General features: G+C 61.6%; 20 protein-coding genes and 1 pseudogene. 13 read left to right on the forward strand and 8 right to left on the reverse strand.

Annotated elements, in window-relative coordinates; translation table 11 throughout:
• Positions 1 to 36: 36 nt before the first annotated feature.
• The 3 genes and pseudogenes from FHX10_RS11330 to FHX10_RS11340 form a co-directional block, all read right to left on the reverse strand.
• Positions 37 to 774 (reverse strand): sulfotransferase, encoded by a 738-nt coding sequence (locus FHX10_RS11330; protein WP_127429878.1) that lies wholly within the window; start codon positions 772 to 774, stop codon positions 37 to 39.
• Positions 771 to 1,487 (reverse strand): annotated as a pseudogene (cysC, locus tag FHX10_RS11335) (adenylyl-sulfate kinase); the annotation flags it as partial. The gene FHX10_RS11330 and the pseudogene cysC, both read right to left, overlap by 4 nt.
• Positions 1,488 to 1,778: 291 nt before the next feature.
• Complete coding sequence (locus FHX10_RS11340) at positions 1,779 to 2,414, reverse strand: GntR family transcriptional regulator (protein WP_127429880.1); 636 nt, start codon at positions 2,412 to 2,414, stop codon at positions 1,779 to 1,781.
• 176 nt (positions 2,415 to 2,590) lie between these two features.
• On the opposite strand from FHX10_RS11340, the gene FHX10_RS11345 reads away from it, so the two are divergent.
• The 5 genes from FHX10_RS11345 to FHX10_RS11365 are packed head-to-tail and all read left to right on the forward strand — an operon-like array spanning position 2,591 to position 7,144.
• Complete coding sequence (locus tag FHX10_RS11345) at positions 2,591 to 4,015, forward strand: M20 family metallopeptidase (protein ID WP_127429881.1); 1,425 nt, start codon at positions 2,591 to 2,593, stop codon at positions 4,013 to 4,015.
• A complete protein-coding gene (locus FHX10_RS11350; protein WP_184389302.1) occupies positions 4,012 to 4,731 on the forward strand; it encodes an ABC transporter permease in 720 nt (239 codons plus the stop codon). Before FHX10_RS11345 ends, FHX10_RS11350 begins: the two co-directional genes overlap by 4 nt.
• Entirely contained in the window at positions 4,731 to 5,471 is a 741-nt protein-coding gene (locus FHX10_RS11355; RefSeq protein WP_097542551.1) for an ABC transporter permease, read from the forward strand. The genes FHX10_RS11350 and FHX10_RS11355 overlap by 1 nt, the downstream gene beginning before the upstream one ends.
• Positions 5,468 to 6,250, forward strand: coding sequence for an ABC transporter ATP-binding protein (locus tag FHX10_RS11360; RefSeq protein WP_028757426.1), 783 nt, complete (start codon positions 5,468 to 5,470; stop codon positions 6,248 to 6,250). The genes FHX10_RS11355 and FHX10_RS11360 overlap by 4 nt, the downstream gene beginning before the upstream one ends.
• 36 nt (positions 6,251 to 6,286) lie before the next feature.
• A complete protein-coding gene (locus tag FHX10_RS11365) occupies positions 6,287 to 7,144 on the forward strand; it encodes a transporter substrate-binding domain-containing protein (protein ID WP_132573377.1) in 858 nt (285 codons plus the stop codon).
• A gap of 63 nt (positions 7,145 to 7,207) precedes the next feature.
• Here the strand turns inward: FHX10_RS11365 and FHX10_RS11370 are convergent, their stop codons facing one another.
• The gene (locus tag FHX10_RS11370) at positions 7,208 to 7,792 is read right to left on the reverse strand and encodes a cysteine hydrolase family protein (RefSeq protein WP_132573379.1); all 585 of its coding nucleotides are present in this window, start codon (positions 7,790 to 7,792) and stop codon (positions 7,208 to 7,210) included.
• A gap of 74 nt (positions 7,793 to 7,866) precedes the next feature.
• Positions 7,867 to 10,230 carry an EAL domain-containing protein gene (locus tag FHX10_RS11375; protein WP_132573381.1) on the reverse strand — a complete coding sequence of 788 codons (2,364 nt, stop codon included), beginning with the start codon at positions 10,228 to 10,230 and terminating at the stop codon, positions 7,867 to 7,869.
• A 103-nt stretch (positions 10,231 to 10,333) separates the two neighbouring features.
• Between FHX10_RS11375 and FHX10_RS11380 the strand changes: the two genes are divergently transcribed.
• Positions 10,334 to 11,134: a transporter substrate-binding domain-containing protein gene (locus tag FHX10_RS11380; protein WP_047612136.1), complete on the forward strand. Its 801-nt coding sequence runs from the start codon at positions 10,334 to 10,336 to the stop codon at positions 11,132 to 11,134.
• An 89-nt stretch (positions 11,135 to 11,223) separates the two neighbouring features.
• Here the strand turns inward: FHX10_RS11380 and fdhA are convergent, their stop codons facing one another.
• Positions 11,224 to 12,414 carry a formaldehyde dehydrogenase, glutathione-independent gene (fdhA, locus tag FHX10_RS11385; RefSeq protein ID WP_028757431.1) on the reverse strand — a complete coding sequence of 397 codons (1,191 nt, stop codon included), beginning with the start codon at positions 12,412 to 12,414 and terminating at the stop codon, positions 11,224 to 11,226.
• Positions 12,415 to 12,986: 572 nt separating this feature from the next.
• Positions 12,987 to 13,892: a DMT family transporter gene (locus FHX10_RS11390; RefSeq protein WP_127429887.1), complete on the reverse strand. Its 906-nt coding sequence runs from the start codon at positions 13,890 to 13,892 to the stop codon at positions 12,987 to 12,989.
• 113 nt (positions 13,893 to 14,005) lie between these two features.
• On the opposite strand from FHX10_RS11390, the gene FHX10_RS11395 reads away from it, so the two are divergent.
• The gene (locus FHX10_RS11395; RefSeq protein WP_097542547.1) at positions 14,006 to 14,869 is read left to right on the forward strand and encodes a LysR substrate-binding domain-containing protein; all 864 of its coding nucleotides are present in this window, start codon (positions 14,006 to 14,008) and stop codon (positions 14,867 to 14,869) included.
• Here the strand turns inward: FHX10_RS11395 and FHX10_RS11400 are convergent.
• A complete protein-coding gene (locus FHX10_RS11400; RefSeq protein WP_244604761.1) occupies positions 14,856 to 15,866 on the reverse strand; it encodes a GlxA family transcriptional regulator in 1,011 nt (336 codons plus the stop codon). The two genes, FHX10_RS11395 and FHX10_RS11400, sit on opposite strands and share 14 nt — an antisense overlap.
• Before the next feature lie 76 nt (positions 15,867 to 15,942).
• Here FHX10_RS11400 and FHX10_RS11405 point away from each other — a divergent pair, with 76 nt between their 5' ends.
• The 6 genes from FHX10_RS11405 to FHX10_RS11430 all read left to right on the forward strand — a co-directional run bounded on the left by FHX10_RS11405 (position 15,943) and on the right by FHX10_RS11430 (position 24,070).
• Entirely contained in the window at positions 15,943 to 16,845 is a 903-nt protein-coding gene (locus tag FHX10_RS11405; RefSeq protein WP_063475777.1) for a 3-keto-5-aminohexanoate cleavage protein, read from the forward strand.
• Between the two features lie 7 nt (positions 16,846 to 16,852).
• Positions 16,853 to 18,343, forward strand: coding sequence for a carnitine 3-dehydrogenase (locus FHX10_RS11410; RefSeq protein WP_184389305.1), 1,491 nt, complete (start codon positions 16,853 to 16,855; stop codon positions 18,341 to 18,343).
• Between the two features lie 10 nt (positions 18,344 to 18,353).
• Entirely contained in the window at positions 18,354 to 19,514 is a 1,161-nt protein-coding gene (locus FHX10_RS11415; protein ID WP_063475779.1) for an acyl-CoA dehydrogenase family protein, read from the forward strand.
• 4 nt (positions 19,515 to 19,518) lie between these two features.
• Positions 19,519 to 21,573 (forward strand): acetate--CoA ligase family protein, encoded by a 2,055-nt coding sequence (locus FHX10_RS11420; protein ID WP_127429889.1) that lies wholly within the window; start codon positions 19,519 to 19,521, stop codon positions 21,571 to 21,573.
• 6 nt (positions 21,574 to 21,579) lie between these two features.
• The gene (locus tag FHX10_RS11425; RefSeq protein ID WP_097595551.1) at positions 21,580 to 22,362 is read left to right on the forward strand and encodes a carnitinyl-CoA dehydratase; all 783 of its coding nucleotides are present in this window, start codon (positions 21,580 to 21,582) and stop codon (positions 22,360 to 22,362) included.
• A gap of 118 nt (positions 22,363 to 22,480) precedes the next feature.
• Positions 22,481 to 24,070, forward strand: a complete 1,590-nt coding sequence (locus FHX10_RS11430) for an ABC transporter substrate-binding protein (protein ID WP_047612155.1) — start codon at positions 22,481 to 22,483, stop codon at positions 24,068 to 24,070.
• Positions 24,071 to 24,153: the final 83 nt, after the last annotated feature.

Genomic DNA, 24,153 nt, shown 5'->3' on the forward strand with positions numbered 1-24,153 from the left:
TCCTCTCTGCCACGCAGCGTTTACATCTCGGGAATGTCACGTCTTGTTTGCATGTGGCATCGGCACCTTGGACAGACTTTCCGGAAGCCCCAGGAACTCGGCAATATTTTCGATGGTCTCGGCCGTGGTCATGTCAATTTCAAGCAGTTGATGTGGCCGGCCGCGAAAAAACCGTCTGATCGACTCGTTTCTGGTCAAATAGGCCCGGATATATTCGTCTTTATTGAAGAGTTTTTCCCATTCAATCGCATCCTCGCCGACGTCGAATGATGAATGAAACTTGTAGTCCGGCGTACGCATCAGGAAGGCGTAGGCATGAGCTTCCGCACAGTAGCCCCTAAAAATATATTGGTCTTGCTGAATATGTTCCTTGGTTATCTGGTTGCCGTCGGCGAGGCCAAAACGCTTGGCCGTAAACCGCATTTGGGAGCGAAACCAGTCTTCCGGATCTCGGACCGTCAGGATGAAACGCGAATTGGGGAAGAGCGCGTCGAGGGCGATGAAAACTTCGCTTTCGGCAAACGGACTGTCCTGAAAAGCATCGGCATTTTGCACATAAGCAATGAGCTTACTGTAATCTCCCCGGCGAGCAGAGTAGCTTGTCAACTCGCCCTCAACCTGATTTCCGACTCTCAGGCCGCAGAGCGTAAAAACGTCGGCCAGAGTCGTCGTCCCGGTCTTGTGACCGCCTATCCCGAATACCTTGTTGAAACTCCGTCGGGATGCAAGGGCGCTTCGAGCTTCAGCAATATGCCTTGCTAATAAATTGTTCAAAAAGCATCTCCTGTGCAATCGCTCCGCTGAGGGCGGGCGTCGAGCAATGTCTCGATCTGGATGGCAAGCTGATCGGGATCGGAACCCACCGTGCGAAGACAGAGCTCCGGATTCTCTGGCGGCTCATAGGGGGAGCTGATTCCGGTGAAGTGCCTGATCTCGCCGGCGATCGCGCGCTTGTAGAGTCCCTTCGGATCGCGCTTGGCGCATTCCTCTATCGGTGTGTCGATGAACACTTCGAAGAACTCGCCTTTTTCCATCATCTCGCGGGCAAGCTGCCGTTCTGCACGGAACGGCGAGATGAAGGAGACGAGCACAATGAGGCCTGCATCGGCCATCAGCTTGGCCACTTCCGCAACGCGGCGGATGTTTTCGATACGGTCCTCATTGGTGAAGCCAAGGTCGCGGTTGAGACCGTGGCGAATATTGTCGCCATCCAGCACATAAGTCGAGCGCCCTTTGCCGTGGAGCAGCTTCTCGACACTATTGGCAATGGTCGACTTGCCGGATCCTGAAAGCCCGGTAAGCCAAACGACGGCCGGTCGCTGATTCAGCAGGGCCGCACGCGACTTGCGGCTAACCTCAAGCGCCTGCCAACGAATATTTTCCGTTCGACACAGGGAAAGATCGATCATAGCGGCGCCGACAGTCAGATTGGCCATCGGGTCGATCAGAATGAAATTGCAGGCGTTACGTTTGCCATTATGGCGTTCACGCTGCAGCTTCCGCCCTCGATCCGGTGTTCAAGACGAAATGAGATGGACGACCAAAGATATGACGTGGCGGCGGATGTTGACGTGCTTGTGATCACGGGCGCTCCTCTATGATGGATAAGGGAGGTGTGAACGCATTACAGAACCCTTAGGTACTATAAATAAGAAGCTACCCAGTTGCAATAGCGATCTTTGGTAGCGCGGGGCGTAAGGGAGGGAGGCCCATTGTGTACCACGGCGTCGATTTTCGACCCCGGTAAACCGTTCTCTGCAGCAGTCAGAAAAGCCCTTTCAATGCTGAAGGATATGTTGCCGGACGAGTTCCTGCAACCGCTCGGCTTCGCCGGCGGCGATGGCGTCGATCATCATGTGATGTTGGCGGCCGGATTGCTCGATGCGGGCGCGGGTGCGCCATTGGGATACCGGGGCAGAGGAGGTGCGCTGGCGGATTTCGGTGATCAGGTCGACCAGTTCCAGATTGCCGCCGAGGACAAGCAGGTGGCGGTGGAAGGCGAGGTTTGCCTCGTAGAGCTCCAACATCGTGCCGTTCAGCACCATCTGGTCGAAATGCTCGGCAAGCGTCCTGAGCGTGTCGATGTCCTCGGGCAAGGCATTCTGCACGATCGTTCCGGCAATGGCCGTTTCGAGGATGATGCGGATCTCGCTGACCTCGCGGGCGCGGCGGCCATCCGGCTCGTAGACATGGTAGCCACGGTTCGGCACATGTTCGACCAGCCGCTTTTGTGCGAGGCGATCGAGCGCGCGGCGCACTTCCGGGCGGGTGCATTTGTAGCGCCGCTCCAGATCGATCTGCTTCAGCCAGGTTCCCGGCAACAGCACGCCGGCCAGAATGTCCTGAAGGACAAGGTCCGTCACATCGCGCGTGTCGGAAGCCGCCTGCTGCTGGTCCATCACGACGTCTGCCATTCCAAATCCCCTGTTTCGCATACCGTTAACACGCCCGATCGAATTTCTGTAGGCTGTCGAACGCCTTAGAAAAATGTCCAAAATTTATTCATGCATACGGATTGCGCAGAAAAATTTTGTAGCCTAAATTGGCGCCAATTTTGGATACTATGTGAATCGAAGTCGTTTTGAAAGCCATGAAAAACACCGAAGCCGTCTGGGATATCGTCGAGGCAAAGCGCGAGGCCTTCTTTGCGCTGAGCGATCGGATCTGGGACATGCCGGAGACGAATTACGAGGAATATCGCTCCGTCGCGGAGCATGCGCGCCAGCTCGAAGCCGAAGGTTTTCGCGTCGAGCGCGGTATTGCCGGCCTGCCGACCGCCGTCATGGGTGAAGCCGGCGAAGGCGGTCCTGTTATCGCCATCCTCGGGGAATTCGATGCCCTGCCGGGCTTGAGCCAGGAGGCGGGTGTCGCGGAAAAGCGCGAAGTCACGGCGAATGGCAATGGCCATGGCTGCGGACACAATATGCTCGGCGCCGGCTCGATGCTGGCGGCAGCCGCGGTCAAGGATTTCCTGGCAGCAAACGGCCTGAAGGGCCGCATTCGTTATTACGGTTGCCCGGCGGAAGAAGGCGGCTCCTCGAAGGGCTTCATGGTTCGATCAGGCGTTTTCGACGATGTCGACATTGCCATTTCCTGGCATCCGGCGGCCTTTGCCGGCGTCAACAATCCGGTTTCGCTCGCCTGCAACGAGCTCAATTTCCATTTCACCGGGCGCGCCTCGCATGCTTCGGCGACACCTCATCTTGGCCGCAGCGCGCTCGATGCCGTCGAACTGATGAATGTCGGCGTGAACTATATGCGCGAGCATATGCCGTCGACCGCCCGCATCCACTATGCCGTCACCGACACCGGCGGTTCGGCGCCGAATGTCGTGCAGGCGCGCGCCACCGTCCGGTATCTCATCCGTGCGCGCAACCTGCCGGAATTGCTGTCGCTCGTTGCCCGCGTGAAGAAGGTCGCCGAAGGCGCTGCGCTGATGACCGAGACGTCAGTGCGCAGCGAAGTCATCAGCGGCGATGCAAATCTGGTCGGCAACGCACCGCTCGAAGAACTGATGTTTGCCAACCTTCAGCGCCTCGGCCCCCCTGTTTTCGACGACGCCGACCGCGCCACCGCCCGCCAGTTTCAGGCGACGATGAGCGCTGAAGACATCGCCTCTTCCTATGCGCGCTTCGGCCTGAGGCGGAAGAAGGATCAACCGCTCTGCGAAGAGATCTTCCCGCTCTATGCCGGTGACAGCACGATCGTAGGCTCGACCGATGTCGGCAGCGTCAGCTGGGTCGTGCCGACCGTGCAGATGCGTGGCGCGACCTATGCCATCGGCACCTCCGGCCACTCCTGGCAGCTGGTTGCCCAGGGCAAACTTCCGGCGGCGCACAAGGGCACCGAACATGCGGCCAAGGTCATGGCAAGCACGGCCATAGAGCTGATTTGCAATCCCGGTCTCATCGAGGCCGCCAAGGCCGATCTCAAGGAGCGCCTCGACGGCATGCCCTTCGTCAACCCGATCCCGGACGATGTCCAACCGCCGCTGCCGGAAAGGCAGGCGCCATGAGCCAGCCCGGCATCCTCGAGCTCATCAGCTTCGGCTCCGATGGTTGGGGCAAGGCGCTGCTTGCCGGCGCGTGGATGACGATACTGATTGCTCTGGCCGGCTATACGATCGGCGCCGTGATCGGCTCATTCGGCGCCTGGGCGAAAATTTCGGGCGGTCGCAGCCTTCGGATCGCCGCCGACGCCTATACGACGGTACTGCGCGGCATCCCCGATCTCCTGGTCATCTACCTCTTCTATTTCGGCGGCAGCGCCGTCGTCACGGCTGTCGGCCGGCTGTTGGGCGCCGAGGGTTTTCTCGGTTTTCCGGGTTTTCTTGCCGGGTCGCTCGCCGTCGGCGTCACCTCGGGCGCGCAGTTCACCGAAATCTTTCGCGGCGCCTTCAAGGCCGTGCATGCGGGTGAGATCGAGGCGGCGATTGCCTGCGGCATGGGCCGGTTGCTGCGCTTTCGTCGCATCATTGCGCCGTTGACGCTTCGCCACGCACTGCCGGGGATGGGCAATGTCTGGCAGGTGGTGCTGAAGGAATCCGCCCTCGTCTCGATCACCGGCGTTGCCGAGCTGCTGCGGCAGACGCAGGTGGCGGCCGGCTCGACGGGCCTTCCCTTCGACTTCTACGTCATTGCCGGGGCGATCTATCTGATGATCTCCACCGGTTCCGGCCTCTTTCTCAGGGGCGCCGAAAGGCACTTCTCGCGCGGCGTCAGGAGGGGCTGATGGACTGGCAATTCCTGTTCGAAACCTTCGTAAGCCTCATCTCCGCCATTCCGCTGACGCTGGAACTTGCCGCCACCTCGATTGCGCTCGGCGCCGTTCTGGCGCTTAGCCTCGCCCTCTGCCGGCTTTCCGGCATCATCGTGCTCGAATGGTTCGCCCGTGCCTATGTCTTCGTGTTCCGCGGAACGCCGCTGCTCGTCCAGATCTTCCTGATCTATTACGGCCTTGGCCAGTTTCCGGAGGTGCGCCACAGTTTCCTCTGGCCATTCCTGCGCGAGCCCTACTGGTGCGCGGTCCTGGCGCTCACCCTGAATACCGCCGCCTATGCCGGCGAGATCATCCGCGGCGGGCTTTTGTCGGTGCCCTTCGGCCAGATCGAAGCCGCGCGCGCCTGCGGCATGCCACGATTGATGCAGTTCCGGCGCATCGTCCTGCCGCTTGCCATCCGCCAGGCACTGCCAGGCTACAGCAACGAAATGATCGCCATGGTAAAGGCCACCTCGCTCGCCTCGATCATCACGCTGATGGAAGTCACCGGCGTTGCCGCCAGGATCATTTCGGAAAGCTATCGGGCGATCGAAGTGTTCATCGTCGCTGGCGCCATCTATCTCACGATCAATTTCCTGCTGACGCGTCTCGTCCATCTCGCCGAATATTGGCTAAGCCCGCATTTGCGCCAGCCTGCTCCATACCATCCGGTTGCGACATCCGTATCTCCACTTGAAGGAAACGCCCGATGACAGCGGCGAATGCTTCCCCTTCCCCGATCGCGCTCAGCGTCAAGGATCTGCACAAGAGCTTCGGCCCGGTCGAAGTCCTCAAGGGCATCTCGCTCGACGCTCGTGAAGGCGATGTGGTGTCGATCCTCGGCTCCTCGGGTTCGGGAAAATCCACTTTCCTGCGCTGCATCAACCTGCTGGAGACACCGAATTCCGGGGAAGTCACCGTCGCCGGTGAAACGATCCGCATGCTTCCCGACGCGAGAGGCGGCAGTCGGCCAGCCGACCGCAGGCAGGTGGACCGCATCCGTTCGCAGCTCGGCATGGTCTTCCAGAGCTTCAATCTCTGGTCCCACAAGACCGTGCTCGAAAATGTCGTCGAGGCGCCGGTTCATGTGCTCGGCCGCTCCCGGAGCGAATGCATCGAAGAGGCGGAAGCCCTGCTTGCCAAGGTGGGCATTGCCGAGAAGCGCAATTTCTATCCCTCGCATCTTTCCGGCGGCCAGCAACAGCGCGCTGCAATCGCCCGCGCCCTGGCGATGCGGCCGAAGGTGATGCTGTTCGACGAACCGACCTCGGCGCTGGATCCGGAGCTCGTCGGCGAAGTGCTGCGGGTCATGCGCGCGCTGGCAGAAGAAGGCCGCACCATGCTGGTCGTCACCCATGAAATGGGCTTTGCCCGCGATGTCTCCAGCCGCGTCGTCTTTCTGCACAAGGGCGTCGTCGAAGAAGACGGCAGGCCGCAGGATGTCTTCGCCCATTCGCAGTCGGATCGTTTCCGGCAGTTCATCAGCCAATAATTCCATCAGCTCAAACGAAGAAAAGGGGAACAAAACATGACATTCATTTCACGGGTTCTGACCGCCCTGTCGGCTACCGCGGTACTGGCCCTGTCAGGCACGGCGCATGCGGAAGACAAGACCTGGAAGACGGTGACGATCGCCACCGAAGGCGCCTTCAAGCCCTACAACTTCACCAAGCCGGATGGCACGCTGGACGGCTACGAGATCGAGCTGACGAAATATCTTTGCGACCATATGAAGGTCGAGTGCAAGATCGTCGTGCAGAACTTCGACGGCATGATCCCGGCGCTCAATGCCGGCAAGTTCGATGCCATCATCTCCGGCATGTCGGCAACGGCCAAGCGCGAGGAAGTGATCGCCTTCAGCGATTCCTACGGCTCCACCGGCCAGGCCTTCGCAACCTCCAGGGAAAGCGACCTCGTCAACCTGCCGGAAAAGGGCGAGGTCTTTTCGCTTGGCAGCAACGAAGCCGGGGCGATCGCCGAGATCGACAAGATCAAGCCGATGCTGCAGGGCAAGACGATCGGCGTGCAGAACGCCTCCACCGGCGCCGCCTTCGTCGATAAATATCTCAAGGGTGTGCTTGAGGTGCGCGAATACAAGACGACCGAGGAGCACGACCTCGACCTCAAGGCCGGCCGCGTCGATCTGGTGATGGCATCCATGGCCTATCTCATCACCGCTTCGCAGAAGCCGGGCAATGAAGACATGACGACGGCCGGTCCGCGCTTCCAGGGTGGTTTCCTCGGCCGCGGCAGCTCCGTCGGCCTGCGCAAGGACGACACCAAGCTGAAGGCGATGTTCAACGACGCGATTGCCGCGGCAAAGGCCGACGGCACGATCAAGACGCTGTCGGAAAAGTGGTTCGGCTTCGACGTGACGCCGAAGTGAACGGCTGATTCCTCCAAGACATCAAGCCCGGCGAGCAGCATCGCCGGGCAACCGCAGAGCGCCCTACGTAAAGACCCTCAAAAATTCTTCGGTCTCCATGAGTTCGAGCTGCACGGAAAATCGATCGTGCAGAAGTTCCAGTGACGCATCATGCGTATCGTCGGCGCCGCTGCAGACGGCATCCTTCAGCACGATGACGCGATAGGCGAGATCGATTGCACCGAGCGTCGTGGCCAGCACGCAGACATCGGTTTCACCGCCTGTTATGACAAGCGTGTCGACCCGCTCCGATTGAAGGATCGGATGCAGGCGGCCGTCGATCCAAGGGGAATAGGTGCGTTTGTCGAAGTGCCTTGCCGGCGGAACCAGTGCTGCCAGCGACGAGGCCAGATCGATGAAGCCGCGGGGAAGATGTTCGCCCGTCATCATCCACCATTTGCGGTAATAATCTCGCCATTTCCCCGGCATGTCGTCGGCGCGCTCGGGTGGCAGGAAGCGGGTGAAGATCGTTCGGGACGGATGCCGCCCGGCCAGTTCTTCGATCTGCGGAGAGATCCGCACCATCCAGGGAACGTGCCACGGCGTGTCCTCGGCAAACATCCGCTGCATGTCGACGCAAAGGTGCCGCCACTCCCCGTCCTCGCCCATCAGATCCTCCATCCGGTCTTCGGGCGTCAACCGCCGTGCCCGGCGAAAGTTCCTGGCGGAAGATCAAAAGCCTCTCAGGCGACGGCGCTCGCGGCTTTGCGAAAACAATCGAGGTCGCCAACAGGAACCGGTTTGGAGAAGAAATAGCCTTGGAGATCGGTGCAGCCGAGGGCGGCCAGAAAGTCGCGTTGATATTCGGTTTCGACGCCTTCCGCCGTCGTCGAGATCCCGAGGTTGCGGCTGAGCGCGACGATGGCGCCGATGATGGCCGCTCCGTTGGCTTTTGTCCCGAGTTGCGAGACGAAGGATCGGTCGATCTTGATACGGTCGATATCGAAACGCACCAGATGGCTGAGGCAGGAAAAGCCGGTTCCGAAATCATCCAGCGAAATCTGAACACCTCGGCTGCGCAGCGACCTCAGCACGGTATAGACATCCGAATTATCCTCGATGAGCGAGGACTCGGTGAGCTCCAACTCGAGCTGGGACGGCGGCAGGCCGCTCTCCTGCAGCACGGCGAAGACTTCCTCGGCAAAATTCGGCCTTCTCAACTGGGCGGGAGACACGTTGACCGCAACAAATGTGCCTTCCGGCCATTTGCGGGCAGCCCTGCAGGCTTCGCGCAATACCCAGAAACCGAGAGCGTCGATGAGGCCGCCTTCCTCGGCGACTGGGATGAAGCTCGCAGGCGTCAACAATCCGCGCTGACTGTGACGCCAGCGCACCAGAGCCTCCGCGCCAGACCCCGTATATCCCGGCTCTGCACGATGTACCGTCTGGTAGTAGACCTCGAGCGATCCGTAGTCCGGCCTGTTCGCAAGCGGTTCGGATGGTGAACCGTCCGCGCAGGAGGCCGCACTTTTGGCCAGAACGTCCCGCAATTCGTTCTTGAGAATGTCGCGCGCATTCCTGCCGCCGTCCATGGATGGGGAATAGATGCGCCACTGGCCTCTCCCGCCCATCTTTGCCTCGTATAGCGCGACATCGGCGTAGCGCATGATGTCATCGGCATTCCGTCCGGCGTCCGGTACGACGGTCACGCCGATCGAGCCGCCGACCCGTGCGACGGCCTCGCCCCGCAAAAGCGGGAAGGGCTTGCCGAGTTCGGCAACGATCGCGTCGCATATTGCCGGCAAAACCTGATCATCATCCTTGATATCACGCAGAAGCAGGGCGAACTCGTCCCCTCCGAGCCGGGCAAGCGTGTCGCCCGGACGAAGCAGGGCGCGAATCCGTTCCGCAGCCATCCTGATGAGTTCATCGCCGGCGGCATGGCCGAACGTGTCGTTCACGGCCTTGAAGCGGTCGAGGTCGAGAAGTGCGACCGCCGAGCGCTCGGTCGAATTCTGCGTCTCGGCCAGGCACTCCTCAAACCGCATCGCGAACAAGGCGCGATTGGGAAGGTTGGTCAGCACATCATGCAAGGCGAGCTGCCTTGCGTGCAGCTCGCTTTTCTTCAACTCGCCGAGACTGCTTCGCAGGCGCACCAGCAGGACCGAGAACAGGATCGCGATCACCAGGGCGGCAATCGAAAGCGCCGGCATCAACCGGCCGATCACCCTCGAACCCGGAAGATCGGGCCGCCACACGATGAAGCCGATCGGCTCGCCGTTTGCCGTGGCGTCGATCTGGAAGGCAACTTCGTTTTCGTCTGCGTCGGCCGTGCGCGCGAAGCGCGCGCCGTTGAGGCCCTGTTGCCGGCTCAATTCGTCCAGCGCCGCACCGTCGATAAACCGCACGACGATCAGGAATTGCCGCATCGTCTGCCGTTGCCCCTCATCGGGTTCGTTGATGGCGACCACGCCGACGATCGTCGGCCGACCTTCCAGCCGCATCAGATTGGCGAGCGCTGGGTTGGAGCTGCCAGTGCTTGCAAGGCGGCTTTCCATTGAGGACGGTGTTCTCTCGTTGGAAACCGTGCCTTGTCTCAACCCAAGGCGGGCATCCTGAAGCAGCGGCAAAAACAGAGGCTTCATCCAGCGATAACGCTTTTCCGTTTGGGCGTCCGCCAGCATGAGCAACTGCGCCTTCTCGTCGACGACGAAGGCCTGATCGTAGCCGAAGGCGGACATTGCGGTCTGGCTGATCGCACTCCCGGCCGCCGCCGTCAGAACCGCGTCGAGGCTGGAGGAACCTCCGGCCGAACGGGCGGCGGGATAAACACGGGTGAGATAGCCGTTGCCGAACTGGCCGATGACATGCGCGACTTGATCGACCTGTTCGCGCAAGCGGGCATTGACAAGGTGGCGCTGTCGATCAAGGGCGGCAGCATCGCTCTCGGTTCCCGCCCACAGTGCCGACAGCACGACCAGTCCGATCGCTCCAAGCCCGCTGACGGCAATCAGAAACAGAATTCTCCCCGAAGCAATCCAGGACTGCTGAAACGTGTTGGAGCTGGAAGGAAGAACGATGTGCAAGCCTGGACCCCTGAACACCACGACACGGGCGCATTGGCCGAGGCTAACAAAGAAGCGTTCACGTAGAATTAAAAGCTGCGGCGCACTATGGGCGAGATCGATACGCCCCAAGGAGCTCCCGACGATGCGCATATCCATTCAGACTATCGTGCGCGGCGCGCTGATGACGGGCGCGGTGGGTGTCTTTCTGGCGATCTCGCCGCTCGAGGTGGCTGCGCAAGATCGCATGCCGATGAGAATTGCCGTCGAAGGTGCATTTCCGCCCTTCAATTATCTCGATGCGAATAACAAGCTGCAAGGCTTCGACATCGATATAGCCAATGCCCTCTGCGAGGTCGGCAAGTTCGAATGCGAATTCATCATCGAGAAGTGGGACGACATCATTCCCAATCTCGTTGCCGGGAAATACGACTCGATCATCTCATCCATGTCGATGAGCCTTGAGCGGCGTCAAAAGGTTGCCTTCACTGAAAAATACTACAACAGTCCGTCGGTATTTATTGCCCGGAAGGATTCCGCAATCAGCGATGTCAGCCCCGCCGCTCTCAGCGACAAAATTCTTGGCGTGACGTCGTCGACGGCGCAGGAATCCTATGCCAACCATCTTTATCCGGACATGAAAAAGACGGTGTTTCGGTCTTCGCCGGAATTATACAAAGGCCTGGCGGATGGGAGCGTGGACATTATTCTCGAGGATAAACTCGCCATCTACGACTGGATTGCGAACACGAAGGCGGGAAGCTGCTGCGAGTTCAAGGGGCCGGATCTGGTCGATATCACCTATTTTGGCGAAGGTGCCGGGATCGCGCTGCGCCTCGATGACAAGGAGCGCCTTGCGCGCCTGAACGAAGCGTTGAAGAGCATCAAGGCGGACGGGACCTACGACATGATCAACGCAAAATATTTTCCGTTCAGCATTCAGTAGTTCGTCACTCAAATTGTCATGTGACAAATGCGGAATGGCCGGTTTTCCGCCGGCCATCCCTGTCAGGTAAAGTTCCTCGGTCGCAATCGCTAGGCGGCTTTCGCGACCTCGCCGTGCGGATCGAGGACATATTTCGTCGCCGCGCCCTGGTCGAAGCTCTCATATCCACTGGCGGCATCGTCGAGCGGGATGACCTTGGCGTTGACGATATCCGCAATCGGCAGCCGGTCATGGAGGATCGCCTGCATGAGCTGGCGATTGTATTTGAGCACCGGGGTCTGGCCGGTGTGGAACGACTGCGCCTTGGCCCATCCGAGACCGAAACGCAGCGACAGATTGCCGTGTTTGGCGGCATTGTCGACGGCGCCCGGGTCTTCGGTGACATAGAGGCCGGGAATACCGATCGAACCTGCGGCGCGGGTAATCTCCATCATCTGGTTGAGCACGATCGCCGGCTGTTCGCCGCCCGAGTGGCCGCGGGCCTCGAAGCCGACCGCATCAATGGCGCTGTCCACCTCGTTGGTGCCGACGACCTGCGCGATCATATCGCCAAGACGGTCGCTCTTCGACAGGTCGATCGGCTCGAAGCCGACCTTGGCCGCATGCGCCAGACGATCCTTGTTGAAATCGCCGATCATCACGACAGCAGCGCCGAGAATGCGAGCCGAAGCTGCAGCCGCAAGGCCGACAGGGCCGGCGCCTGCCACATAGACGGTCGAGCCGACACCGACGCCTGCCCGCACGGCGCCATGGAAGCCGGTGGGCAGAATGTCGGAGAGCATGGTGAGATCGCGGATCTTCGCCATCGCCTTGTCCCGATCGGGGATTTTCAGCAGGTTGAAATCCGCATAGGGAATGGTGACGTAGCGTGCCTGCCCGCCGATCCAGCCGCCCATGTCGACATAACCGTAAGCACCGCCGGCGCGGGCCGGGTTCACCGTCAGGCAGACACCGGTGTCTTGAGACTTGCAGCAGCGGCAACGGCCGCAGGCGACATTGAACGGCACCGAGACGATATCGCCGACGTCGAGCATCTCGACGTCGATGCCTTTCTCGATGATTTCGCCGGTGATTTCATGACCGAGGACCAAGCCCGGCATCGCCGTCGTGCGGCCGCGGACCATGTGCTGGTCGGAGCCGCAGATATTGGTCGAGATCACCTTCAGGATCACACCGTGCTCGATGCGGCGGCCGTCGGGCGCTTCCAGCTTCGGGTCGTCGATGTCGCGAACTTCGACCTTGCCCGGCCGGAGATAGACGACGCCTCTATTCTTGCTCATGGATTCCTCCCACTTGTTTGAATGCCTCGATCTGCAACCGATGCAGCCGATGGCAACCTTCCCTCCGGCCTGCCTCCTCTGCAGCCCGGTCTACAACACAGGATACCGCCGCATCGGGCGATATTCGGATTTTGCAAAAACAGATTGGATGGAGAAGAGAAGTGAACGCCCGGGTTTTGCCTGTCGTTCTGCTCGCGATCGCCCGCCGCAATCCGTCGATTTGCTGTGCCAAGAGCTGGTTTCCGGCTCCAGAATCTCCTTTCGATCCGTCTCGATATCTCTCCGGATCTCTATCCGGCGATTTCCTTGAGGATTTCAGTTCTTCTACCGCTGCGGAACAGCGCCGGCGTCAGGCCGGTGTCCCAAGGTCCATTTCGCCAGTTTGCGAGATAGCGCTTTGAACACCACAAGCAAACCACGACTGACGGAAAACAGCGATCAAGAAAACGACATGGGCGCAACTCAAAGACGACAGTCGGCAAGGTCGCAATGGCTCGCTGCGTAGCGGAAATAATTGATCCCGCGAATACGGCGGTTTTTCGGATCGTCGGGGACGATTTGATATGGGAGACTTAGGCGCGATGTGGCCGCCGGCTGCGGTTGACGTCGATGGCCGTATGCCAGAGCACGGCGCCGAGGATGATCGCACCGCCGAAAAAGGTGGCGACGGGCGGCTGTTCGGAAAACAGCAGCCAGACCCAGAAGGGCGTGAGCACGATTTCCATCGTGCCGATCAGCGCCGCCTCCGCCGGCGGCATCCGCTTTGCCCCGGCAAGAAAGAGCACCAGCGCCAGGGAAAAATTGGTCGCGCCGAAGGCGGCAAGGACGATCCAGTTGTGCAGGTCGAGCGAGCCGACCGAACCGAACGGCGCGAAGAGAACGAGGGTCAGGAAAGCGCTGACCACGGTCGGCGGCAGGCTCGGCACCTGCGGACTGATGCGCGGAATGATGATGACGAGCGCGAAGGACGCCGTCATGCCGAGCGCCAGCAGATCGCCCCACCCCGTCCCGCCCCCGATCGACGAGGCGACGATGACCGCGACGCCGAGGAGCGAGACGCCGCCGGCAATCAGCGTCCGCCTGGCGACCCTCTCCTTGAGGATGAGCCAGCCGAGCAGTGCCGCGATGAAGGGCGCGGTCGCATAGATCATCGTCACATTGGCGACGGTGGTCATGTAAAGCGACCCGATGAAGCATCCCTGACTGAAGGTCTGGCATGCGATCATCGCAAGTCCGGACGGATGGAAGACGGAACGCCATTGCTGCCGTGAAATACCCCCCTCGAGGAAAAGGCAGGGGATCAGCAGGAACAGGCCGCCGAACAACGACCGCCAGGCGATCGCCGTCCATACGTCAGTGGTGAGCAGCCGCGAATAGACGCCGCTCGCGCTCCAGGCAAGCGTCGCGGCAATGATGAGAAGCACACCCTTCTCGTGCTCGCTGCCTGCGAGGTGTCTGGCCGGATTTTCAAGGGTCACGCGGATATTCTCAAAGAAGGAAGTCGAACGCGGCTCTTTTCTGCCTCAAGAATTGACATTAGACAAACGAATAGTAGAGATAGCTATCATCGATTTTTTCTATGGCTATTCCCATGCACGAGCCGATTGAGAGCGACCTGCTGAGGACCTTTCTTGTCGTCGCCGAGACCTCGAATTTCTCCGCGGCTGCCCAGCGCATCGGGCGGACGCAGTCGGCTGTCAGCACCCAGATCAAGAGGCTCGAGCAGACGATCGGCGAAGCTCTGTTCGAGCGCGGCGCCCGCGGTGTGCTGCTTACACGCCAGGGCATACAACTCGTGCCCTATGCCCGCCGGATCATCGACCTCCTAAGCGAGGCCGCCGCGACGATCCGCAGCAAACCGCTGGATGGGCCGGTGCGCATCGGAATTCCCGAGGAATACAGCCAGACGGTGCTGCCGGCGGCCCTTGCGGCTTTCGCCGTACGCCATCCGGCCGTCGAGGTCACGGTGTCCTGTGACTATACCGTCCGCAACCTCGCCGCCCTCGAGCGGGACGAACTCGATCTGGCCGTGGTCTTCGACTGGAGCGACCAGACGAAAGGCGAGGTCCTCTGTATCGACCCGACCGTCTGGGTCACATCCATGGTTCACCGGCTGCACGATATCGATCCCCTGCCGATTGCGACCTATCGTAACTCCACCTGGTCGCGCGATTATGCGCTCCGGTCGCTGGAGCAGATCGGCCGCCATTACCGGATCGCCTTCATCGCCGATACCGGCTCGGGGCTGAAGAATGCCGTGACCGCGGGCCTTGCCGTCACCACGCTGTGTCGCAGCAACATTCCGCCCGGCTGCCGCGAGTTGACTGCCGAAGACGGCTTCCCACCGGTCGATTCCTCGAAAGTCGTGCTCCGGCGCAATCCCTACCGATCCAGTGAGGCAGTTCGCGAACTCGCGGATATGTTACGAGACGCCTTCCAGCCTACGTCGGTGTGATGCGGCGGCGCAGACGGCGCCGGGTCTCGGACGGGCTTTCTGAAAAACTCGCGCGGTAGCTTCTCGCAAATGCCGAGGCCGAGTTGAAGCCGGTCGCCGCCGCGATGTCGGCGAAGGAGGCGGTCGTCTCGATCACCTTGCGGCGCGCCGCGTTCAGGCGCAGCGCGAGATAATGCACATGCGGCGGCGCGCCGATGTTCTGCTGGAAGAGATCCTGCAGATGCCGGGCGCTGATGCCCACCCTGCGGGCGAGCCGCGTGAGAATCAGAGGCTGCTCGATATGCTCCTCCATGAGCTTTACTGCCTGCGCCACGCGGGGATCGTGCATGCGCAATCCCGCCGAGGCTGCCGAAAGCGGCTCATCGGCATGGAAGGACGGCTGCTCGTAGCGAAACAGCCGGCTGACTTCGAGCGCCAGCGAATAACCCTGCCGCTGCCGGATCACCTCCAGCATCAGGTCGACGGTCGGAAGCGAACCTGAGGTCGTCAGCCGCTTGCCGTCGATGACAAAGCGATCCTTGACCGCTCGCACTTGCGGATAGGCCAGCGCAAAATCCTCGTAGTCCTCCCAATGAACGGTCGCCGGCAGTCCGTCGAGCAGGCTTGCTTCCGCCAGCAGCCATGTGCCGGATTCGATGCCGGCAATCACCGTACGGTAGCGGGCAGCCTGGGAGAGCTGCATCTTCAGCGCCGGCGTAGCACTTCGGCGCCAGTTGTAGCTGGCAAGCACGAAAAGCGGCGTATCCTCGGTCGTCGCCTTGAAAGCGCCTTGGGCGGGCACGGCAATATCGCTGGTGGTCGGGACCGGTGCTCCATCCGGCGTCAGCAGCCGCCAGCGATAGAGCTCGCTGCCGGAAATGCGGTTGGCGCCGCGCAGCGGCTCGATGACCGAGGCGATCAGGATCAAATTCGCGTCCGGCAGGACGAGAAGGTCAATGTCGAGCCGTTCCGTCGATCGCTGCAGCAAGGTCGCCTCCGTCGAGTTCCGATAATGTATCGATTACTTCCGAAAGTGCAACGCATCGCCATCCATCCTGTCGCGTAATGCTGACAAGACGAGGGAGAACAAGAACATGCCTCTTGCGATGAACCGCGATGTTTTCATCACCTGTGCCGTCACCGGCGCCGGCGATACGGTTTCCAAATCCAGCCACGTGCCGATCACGCCCAAGCAGATCGCCGAGTCCGCCATCGACGCGGCAAAGGCCGGGGCTGCGGTGGTCCACTGCCATGTCCGGGATCCGGACACGGGTGCCGCCAGCCGCCGCAACGACCTCTACAGGGAAGTCACCGACCGCATCCGCTCGGCCGATATCGACGTCGTGCTCAATCTCACCGCCGGCATGGGCGGGGACCTGATCTTCGGCGATGTCGAAAGCCCCCTTCCCCTCAATCCGAAGGGCACCGATATGGCCGGCGCCACCGAGCGCGTCAGCCATGTCGCCGAATGCCTGCCTGAGATCTGCACGCTCGACTGCGGCACGATGAACTTCAACCTCGGCGACTATGTCATGACCAACACGCCGGCCATGCTGCGGGCGATGGCGAAGAAGATGACTGATCTCGGCGTGCGGCCGGAGATCGAGGCCTTCGACACCGGCCATCTCTGGTTTGCCAAGCAGCTTGCCGAGGAAGGCCTGATCGAAGACCCGGTGCTGATCCAGCTCTGCATGGGCATTCCCTGGGGCGCGCCGGACGATCTCAATACCTTCATGGCGATGGTCAACAACGTTCCGCAGAGTTGGACCTTCTCAGCCTTTTCGATCGGCCGTAACGCCATGGCCTATCCGGCGGCCGCGGTTCTCGCCGGCGGCAACGTGCGCGTCGGCCTGGAGGACAACCTTTTCGTCGGCAAGGGCCAGCTCGCCACCAATGCGCAGCTCGTGGAAAAGGCGGTGCAGGTGGTCGAAGGCATGGGTGCCCGGATCATCGGTCCGGAAGACGTTCGCAAGAAACTCAAACTGACGAAGCGCTGAGGACGGCATGACACGGATCAACAAGGCGGCCTGTATCGGCGGCGGCGTCATCGGCGGCGGATGGATCGCGCGTTTCCTGCTGGCCGGCATCGACGTCGATGTGTTCGACCCGCATCCGGAGGCGAACCGCATCGTCGGCGAGGTGCTCGCCAACGCCGAAAAAGCCTATGCCATGCTGACCGGCGCGCCCCTGCCGCCGCGCGGCAGGCTGACCTTCTGCACGACGCTCGCGGAAGCCGTCGCTGGCGCCGACTGGATTCAGGAAAGCGTGCCGGAACGGCTCGACCTCAAGCGCGGCGTCCTGACCGAGATCGATGCCGCGGCGCGCCCGGACGCCCTGATCGGCTCTTCCACTTCGGGCCTGCTGCCGTCCGATCTGCAGCGCGACATGAAGCATCCCGAGCGCCTCTTCGTCGCCCATCCCTATAACCCCGTCTATCTCTTGCCGCTCGTCGAAATCGTCGGCGGTGAAAAGACCTCGGCGGCGACCATCCAGGCGGCGATGGAAAGACTGGCGCCGATCGGCATGAAGGGCGTCCACATCGCCAAGGAGATCGAGGCCTTCGTCGGCGACCGGCTGCTCGAAGCTCTGTGGCGCGAGGCTCTGTGGCTGATCCATGACGATATCTGCACCGTCGAGACGCTCGATGACGTCATCCGCTACTCTTTCGGCCTGCGTTGGGCGCAGATGGGCCTGTTCCAGACCTACCGCATCGCCGGCGGCGAGGCCGGCATGCGCCACTTCCTCGCCCAGTTCGGTCCCTGCCTCGCCTGGCCCTGGACCAAGCTCACCGATGTCGTCGATCTCGACGATGCGCTGATCGAAAAGATCGGCCGGCAATCCGACGAACAGGCGGCCGGCGTGTCGATCCGCGAGCTTGAACGCATCCGTGACGAAAACCTCGTCGGCATCCTGCAGGCCCTCAAGGGCGGCGATGGCGGCAAGGGCTGGGGCGCCGGCAAGCTCTTGAAGTACTTCGAGCAATCGCTCTGGGCACAAGGCGGCGGGACGACTGCGTCTGTCGACCCGTCGAAACCGCTGAGGCTCGTCGAGACGAAAGTCAGCCCTGCCTGGGTCGACTATAACGGCCATATGACCGAACACCGCTACCTTCAGGTTTTCGGCGATACCTCGGATGCGCTGCTGCGCCTCATCGGCGTCGATGTCGCCTATGTCGAGGCGGGGCACAGCTACTATACGGTGGAAACCCACATCCGCCATCTCGGCGAGGCAAAGCTCGGCCAGACGATCCATTCGACCTGCCGGGTCCTCTCCGTCGACGACAAGCGGCTGCATGTCTTCCATACGTTGCACGATACGGCGACGGGCGAGGCCATTGCCACCGCCGAGCACATGTTGCTGCATGTCGACAGCAAGGCCGGCAAGGCCACGCCGGCGCCGGCCGTCATTCTCGACAAGGTCAAGGCGATCGCCGAAGCGCAGGCGAATTTGGCCGCGCCTGAAGGCGTCGGCCGTCACGTCGGCCAGAAACGGTAGGAGGATCGGCATGGATTTCGGATTGAGCGAAGAACAGGAAATGATCGTCGAGACGGTCCGCGCCTTCGTCGAGACCGAAATTTATCCGCACGAAAACGAGGTCGAGCGCACAGGCATCGTCCCGCCGGAGCTCGGAGACGAGATCCGGCGCAAATGCATCGATCTCGGCTTCTACGCCTGCAATTTCCCGGAGGAGGTCGGCGGCGCCGGCCTCGATCACGTCACCTTCACGCTGGTCGAGCGGGAGCTCGGGCGCGGTTCCCTCGGGCTGACGGTTTTCTTCGGCCGGCCCTCCGGCATCCTGATGGCCTGCGAGGGCGAGCAGCGAGAGCGCTACCTCCTGCCCGCCGTGCGCGGCGAGAAGATCGACGCGCTTGCGATCACCGAACCGGACGCCGGTTCCGATATGCGCGGGATGAAATGCGCCGCCCGCCGCGACGGCGGCGACTTCGTCCTCAATGGCACGAAACACTTTATTTCGCATGCCGATGTCGCCGATTTCGTCATTGTCTTTGCCGCGACGGGTGAGGAAGAAACGCCGAAAGGCATCAAGAAGAAGATCACCGCCTTCCTGGTGGATCGCGGCACGCCGGGCTTCGAAATCCGCAAGGGCTATGATTCCGTTTCGCATCGTGGCTACCACAACTCGACGCTCAGCTTCGAAGATTGCCGGATACCCGAAGCCCAGGTGCTGGGCGAGGTGCATCGCGGCTTCGACATAGCCAATCAATGGCTCTACGGCACGCGGCTGACGGTTGCCGCCACCTGCGTCGGCCGGGCACGGCGCGTCTTCGACATGACGCTGCCCTATGCCGCCGAGCGCAAGCAGTTCGGCAAGCCGATCGGCGCCAATCAGGGGGTGTCGTTCAAGCTCGCCGATATGATCACCGAGATCGACGCAGCCGATTGGCTGACACTTGCCGCCGCCTGGCGGCTTGATGCCGGGCTGCCTGCAGACCGGCAGATCGCCTCGGCCAAGCTTTACTCCTCGGAAATGCTCGCCCGGGTCACCGATGAGGCGATCCAGATCTTCGGCGGCATGGGCCTGATGGACGACCTGCCGCTCGCCCGCTTCTGGCGCGATGCGCGCGTCGAGCGCATCTGGGATGGCACCTCCGAAATCCAGCGGCATATCATCAGCCGCGACCTGCTTAGACCTTTGGGAGCGTGAGCCGATGACATCTCGCCCGCTCGACCGCCTGCTCAGACCGCAAACGATCGCCGTCTTCGGTGGCCGCGAGGCGCGCAGGGTGATCGAGCAGTGTGATCGTATGGGTTTTGCCGGCGAGATCTGGCCTGTCCATCCGAAGCTCGACGAGGTGCTCGGACGGCGCTGCTATCGCTCGGTCTCGGATCTGCCGTCAGCGCCGGATGCCGCCTTCGTCGGCGTCAACAGGACGCTGACCGTCGAGATCGTCCGCAGCCTTTCTGAAGCCGGTGCCGGCGGGGCGGTCTGTTATGCATCGGGTTTCAGCGAGGCGACGGGTGAACTTGAGGATGGCGCCGAGCTGCAGCGGGCCCTGCTGGAGGCAGCGGGCGATATGCCGATCCTCGGGCCGAATTGCTACGGGCTGATCAACGGTCTGGACGGCGCGCTGCTCTGGCCCGATCAGCATGGCATGCAGCGCATCGAACGTGGCGTCGCGATTCTCACGCAGTCCTCCAATATCGCCATCAACCTGACCATGCAGACCCGTGGGCTGCCGATCGCCTATGTGGTCACGGCCGGCAACCAGGCGCAGACATCGCTTGCCGATGTCGCCTGCGCATTGATCGACGACCCACGCGTTACAGCGGTCGGCCTTCATGTCGAAGGCTTCGGCGATCTCGCTGCTCTCGAACGCCTGGCCGCCATCGCCCGGTGGTCGAGGAAGCCGGTCGTCGTGCTGAAGGTCGGCAGATCGGAACAGGCAAAACGTGCGGCCGTATCACACACCGCCTCGCTTGCCGGCAGCGATGCCGTCGCCGATGCCGTACTGGCCCGTCTCGGCCTTGGCCGTGTCCAGACCTTGCCGGCACTGCTCGAAACCCTGAAGCTGCTGCATGTCGCCGGCCCGCTTGCAAGCCATTCGATCTCGTCGATGAGCTGCTCGGGGGGCGAAGCCTCGCTGATGGCGGATGCCGCCGTCGGTCGCAAGGTGGAATTCCCGGCGCTGCAGCCGCAACAGCTACCGCGTCTGCGGCGGGTGCTGGGCGAGATGGTGACGCTTTCCAATCCGCTCGACTACCACACCTTCGTCTGGGGCGATCTCGCACGCCAGACCGAAGCCTTCGGCGCCATGTTCGAAGGCGGCTATGCCCTCAATCTCGTCGTGCTCGACTTCCCGCGTGGCGACCGCTGCGATGCCTCCGAATGGGCGATGACGGCGGATGCGGTCATTGCGGCCGCCGCCGCAACCGGTGCGCTGGCCGGCGTGCTGGCGACCCTTCCGGAAAACATGCCCGAGCCGATCGCAGATCGGCTGATGGCGAATGGCATCGTCGCCTTCTGCGGCATCGACGAAACCATCATTGCAGCGGAAGTCGCCGCCGGCATCGGCCAAGCCTGGAAAGCGCCGCCTCCCTTGCCGCTGCTCGACGTGCCGTCCATGGGCGGCGAGATCGAGACGCTGACGGAAGCCGATGCAAAGACGGAACTTGCTGCCTGCGGCCTCCCTGTTCCTCGGGGGCTGCAGGCTTTTTCGTCCCGGGAAGCTGCCGAGCAGGCCGAGCGGCTCGGTTTCCCCGTCGTGCTGAAAGCTCTCGGCATTGCCCACAAGACCGAGGCCGGCGCTGTCGCACTCAACCTTAGGAATAGTGAGGCAGTGTCGGATGCGGCGGCGGCCATGCCGCCGAATTCAGGTTATCTCGTCGAGAAGATGATCAATCCGCCGGTTGCCGAGCTCATTGTCGGCGCCATCCGCGACCCCGTCTTCGGATTGTCACTTACGCTTGGAGCGGGCGGAATCTTCGTTGAATTGCTTGAAGATTCTATCCTTTTGCCGCTTCCGGCGACAAAAACCGACATTCACGCGGCGATTTCACGGCTTAAACTTGCAAAATTGATCTATGGCTATCGCGGGAGACCAAAAGGCGACCTCGAGGCCGTCGTCGATGCTGTCTCAGCAGCGGCAGATTATGTCGTAATGAACGCGGCACGCCTGGAGGAACTGGACATTAATCCGTTGATGGTTCTTCCCGAAGGGGACGGCGTTGTCGCAGTCGATGCCCTGATACGGCGGAGGAGGTAGCATAGGTTGAGCGATCCCATTCGCACACGACAGGACGGCGGAGTCCTCGAAGTCGTCATCGACCGGCCGAAGGCGAACGCCATCGACCTTTCGACCAGCCGTGCCCTGGGCTTGATCTTCCGGGATTTCCGCGACGATCCGGCATTGCGTGTCGCCATCGTCTCGGGTGCCGGCGAGAAGTTTTTCTGTGCCGGATGGGATCTCAAGGCGGCGGCATCAGGCGATGCAGTCGACGGGGATTACGGTGTCGGCGGCTTCGGTGGGCTGCAGGAACTGCGCGACCTCAACAAGCCGGTCATTTGTGCGGTCAACGGCATCTGTTGCGGCGGCGGACTGGAGATCGCGCTTTCTGCCGACCTGATCATCGCCGCCGAGCATGCGACCTTCGCTCTGCCGGAAATCCGCTCGGGCACGGTTGCCGATGCGGCTTCGATCAAGCTGCCGAAGCGCATCCCCTACCACATCGCCATGGACATGCTTTTGACGGGGCGCTGGCTCGACGTTCACGAGGCGCATCGCTGGGGTTTCGTCAACGAGGTCCTGCCGGCCGACAGACTGATGGAGAGAGCATGGGAGCTTGCCCGGCTGCTCGAAAGCGGGCCGCCGCTCGTCTATGCCGCCATCAAGGAAATCGTGCGCGAAGCGGAGGGTTCGACATTCCAGACTGCCATGAACAAGGTCACCAAGCGGCAGTTTGCGACGGTCGACAAACTCTATTCGAGCGAGGACCAATTGGAAGGCGCGCGGGCCTTCGCCGAGAAGCGAAGCCCCATTTGGAAAGGAAAATGACCAGGCGGCAGCAACCGCACTATTTTCCCGCATGATGCGGGCGACGGAGGTGGAGAGGAAACCGCCTGCGGATCTGCCCGGAAGTTCTGTCAACGCACCATAAAGAAGGAACTGGGGAATGAACGACTACACCAAATATCTCGCAAGCCGTGTCACCGCCGGCGGGCTCAGCCGCCGCGAATTCATGGGACGCGCCATGGCGGCGGGCATCACACTTGCCGTCGCCGACAAGCTCTTCACCGAAAGTGCGCAAGCCGCCGAACCGAAACGCGGTGGCCACTTGAAGCTCGGCCTCGAAGGAGGTGCCGCCACCGATTCGAAGGATCCGGCAAAGTTCCTGTCGCAGGTCATGTTCTGTATCGGCCGCTGCTGGGGCGACATGCTGGTCGAGTCCGACCCGCTGACGGGTGCCGCCGTGCCCTCGCTTGCCGAATCCTGGGAGCCCTCGAAGGACGCTGTCACCTGGACCTTCAAGATCCGCAAGGGTGTCAAGTTCCACGATGGCAAGGAACTGACGATCGACGACGTCGTTGCGACGCTGAAGCGCCACACCGACGCAAAGTCGGAATCCGGTGCGCTCGGTGTTCTCGGCTCGATCAAGGAGATCAAGGCCGACGGCGGCAATCTCGTGCTGACGCTCAGCGAAGGCAATGCCGACATGCCGCTTCTGCTGTCGGACTACCACCTGGTCATCCAGCCGAACGGCGGCGTCGACGATCCGCTGGCCTCGATCGGCACCGGCCCCTACAAGATGACGAGCTTCGAGCCCGGCGTCCGCGCCACCTTCGAAAGGAACAAGGACGACTGGCGCACCGACCGGGGCTATGTCGATTCGATCGAAATCATCGGCATGAACGATGCCACTGCCCGCATCGCGGCGCTTTCGTCCGGTCAGGTGCACTACATCAACCGCGTCGACCCGAAGACCGTCAACCTGCTGAAGCGTGCGCCGAATGTCGAGATCCTCTCGACCGCCGGCCGTGGGCACTACGTCTTCATCATGCATTGCGACAAGGCGCCATTCGATAATAACGACCTGCGCCTGGCTCTCAAATACGCCATGGACCGCGAGACCATGGTGCAGAAGATCCTCGGCGGCTACGGCAAGGTCGGCAACGACTTCCCGATCAACAGCACCTATGCGCTGTTCCCCGAGGGCATCGAGCAGCGCGTTTACGATCCCGACAAGGCCGCCTTCCACTACAAGAAGTCCGGCCATAGCGGCTCGGTCCTCCTGCGCACCTCCGAAGTCGCCTTCCCCGGCGCCGTCGACGCGGCCGTCCTCTATCAGGAAAGCTGCAAGAAGGCCGGCATCGAGATCGAGGTCAAGCGCGAGCCGGGCGACGGCTACTGGACCAACGTCTGGAACGTCCAGCCCTTCTCGACCTCCTATTGGGGTGGCCGTCCGACGCAGGACCAGATGTATTCCACCGCCTATCTCTCGACGGCGGATTGGAACGACACCAAGTTCAAGCGTCCTGACTTCGACAAGCTGCTGCTGCAGGCCCGCTCCGAATTGGACGAAGCCAAGCGCAAGGACATGTACCGCACCATGGCGATGATGGTGCGCGACGAGGGCGGGGTGATCCTGCCGATGTTCAACGATTTCGTGAACGCCTCCACCAAGCAGGTGAAGGGTTATGTCCACGACATCGGCAACGACATGTCGAACGGCTACGTCGCAACCCGCGTCTGGCTGGACGCCTGAGGATAAAGGGGCGTTTGCCCCCTCCGATCTCCAACGAAGCCGGGACCGTGGGATGAAACCCGCGGTCCTCCCGCCGTTTTAGC

The sequence above is a fragment of the Rhizobium sp. BK591 genome (genome assembly GCF_014195045.1).
In the GTDB taxonomy this organism is placed as follows: domain Bacteria; phylum Pseudomonadota; class Alphaproteobacteria; order Rhizobiales; family Rhizobiaceae; genus Rhizobium; species Rhizobium anhuiense.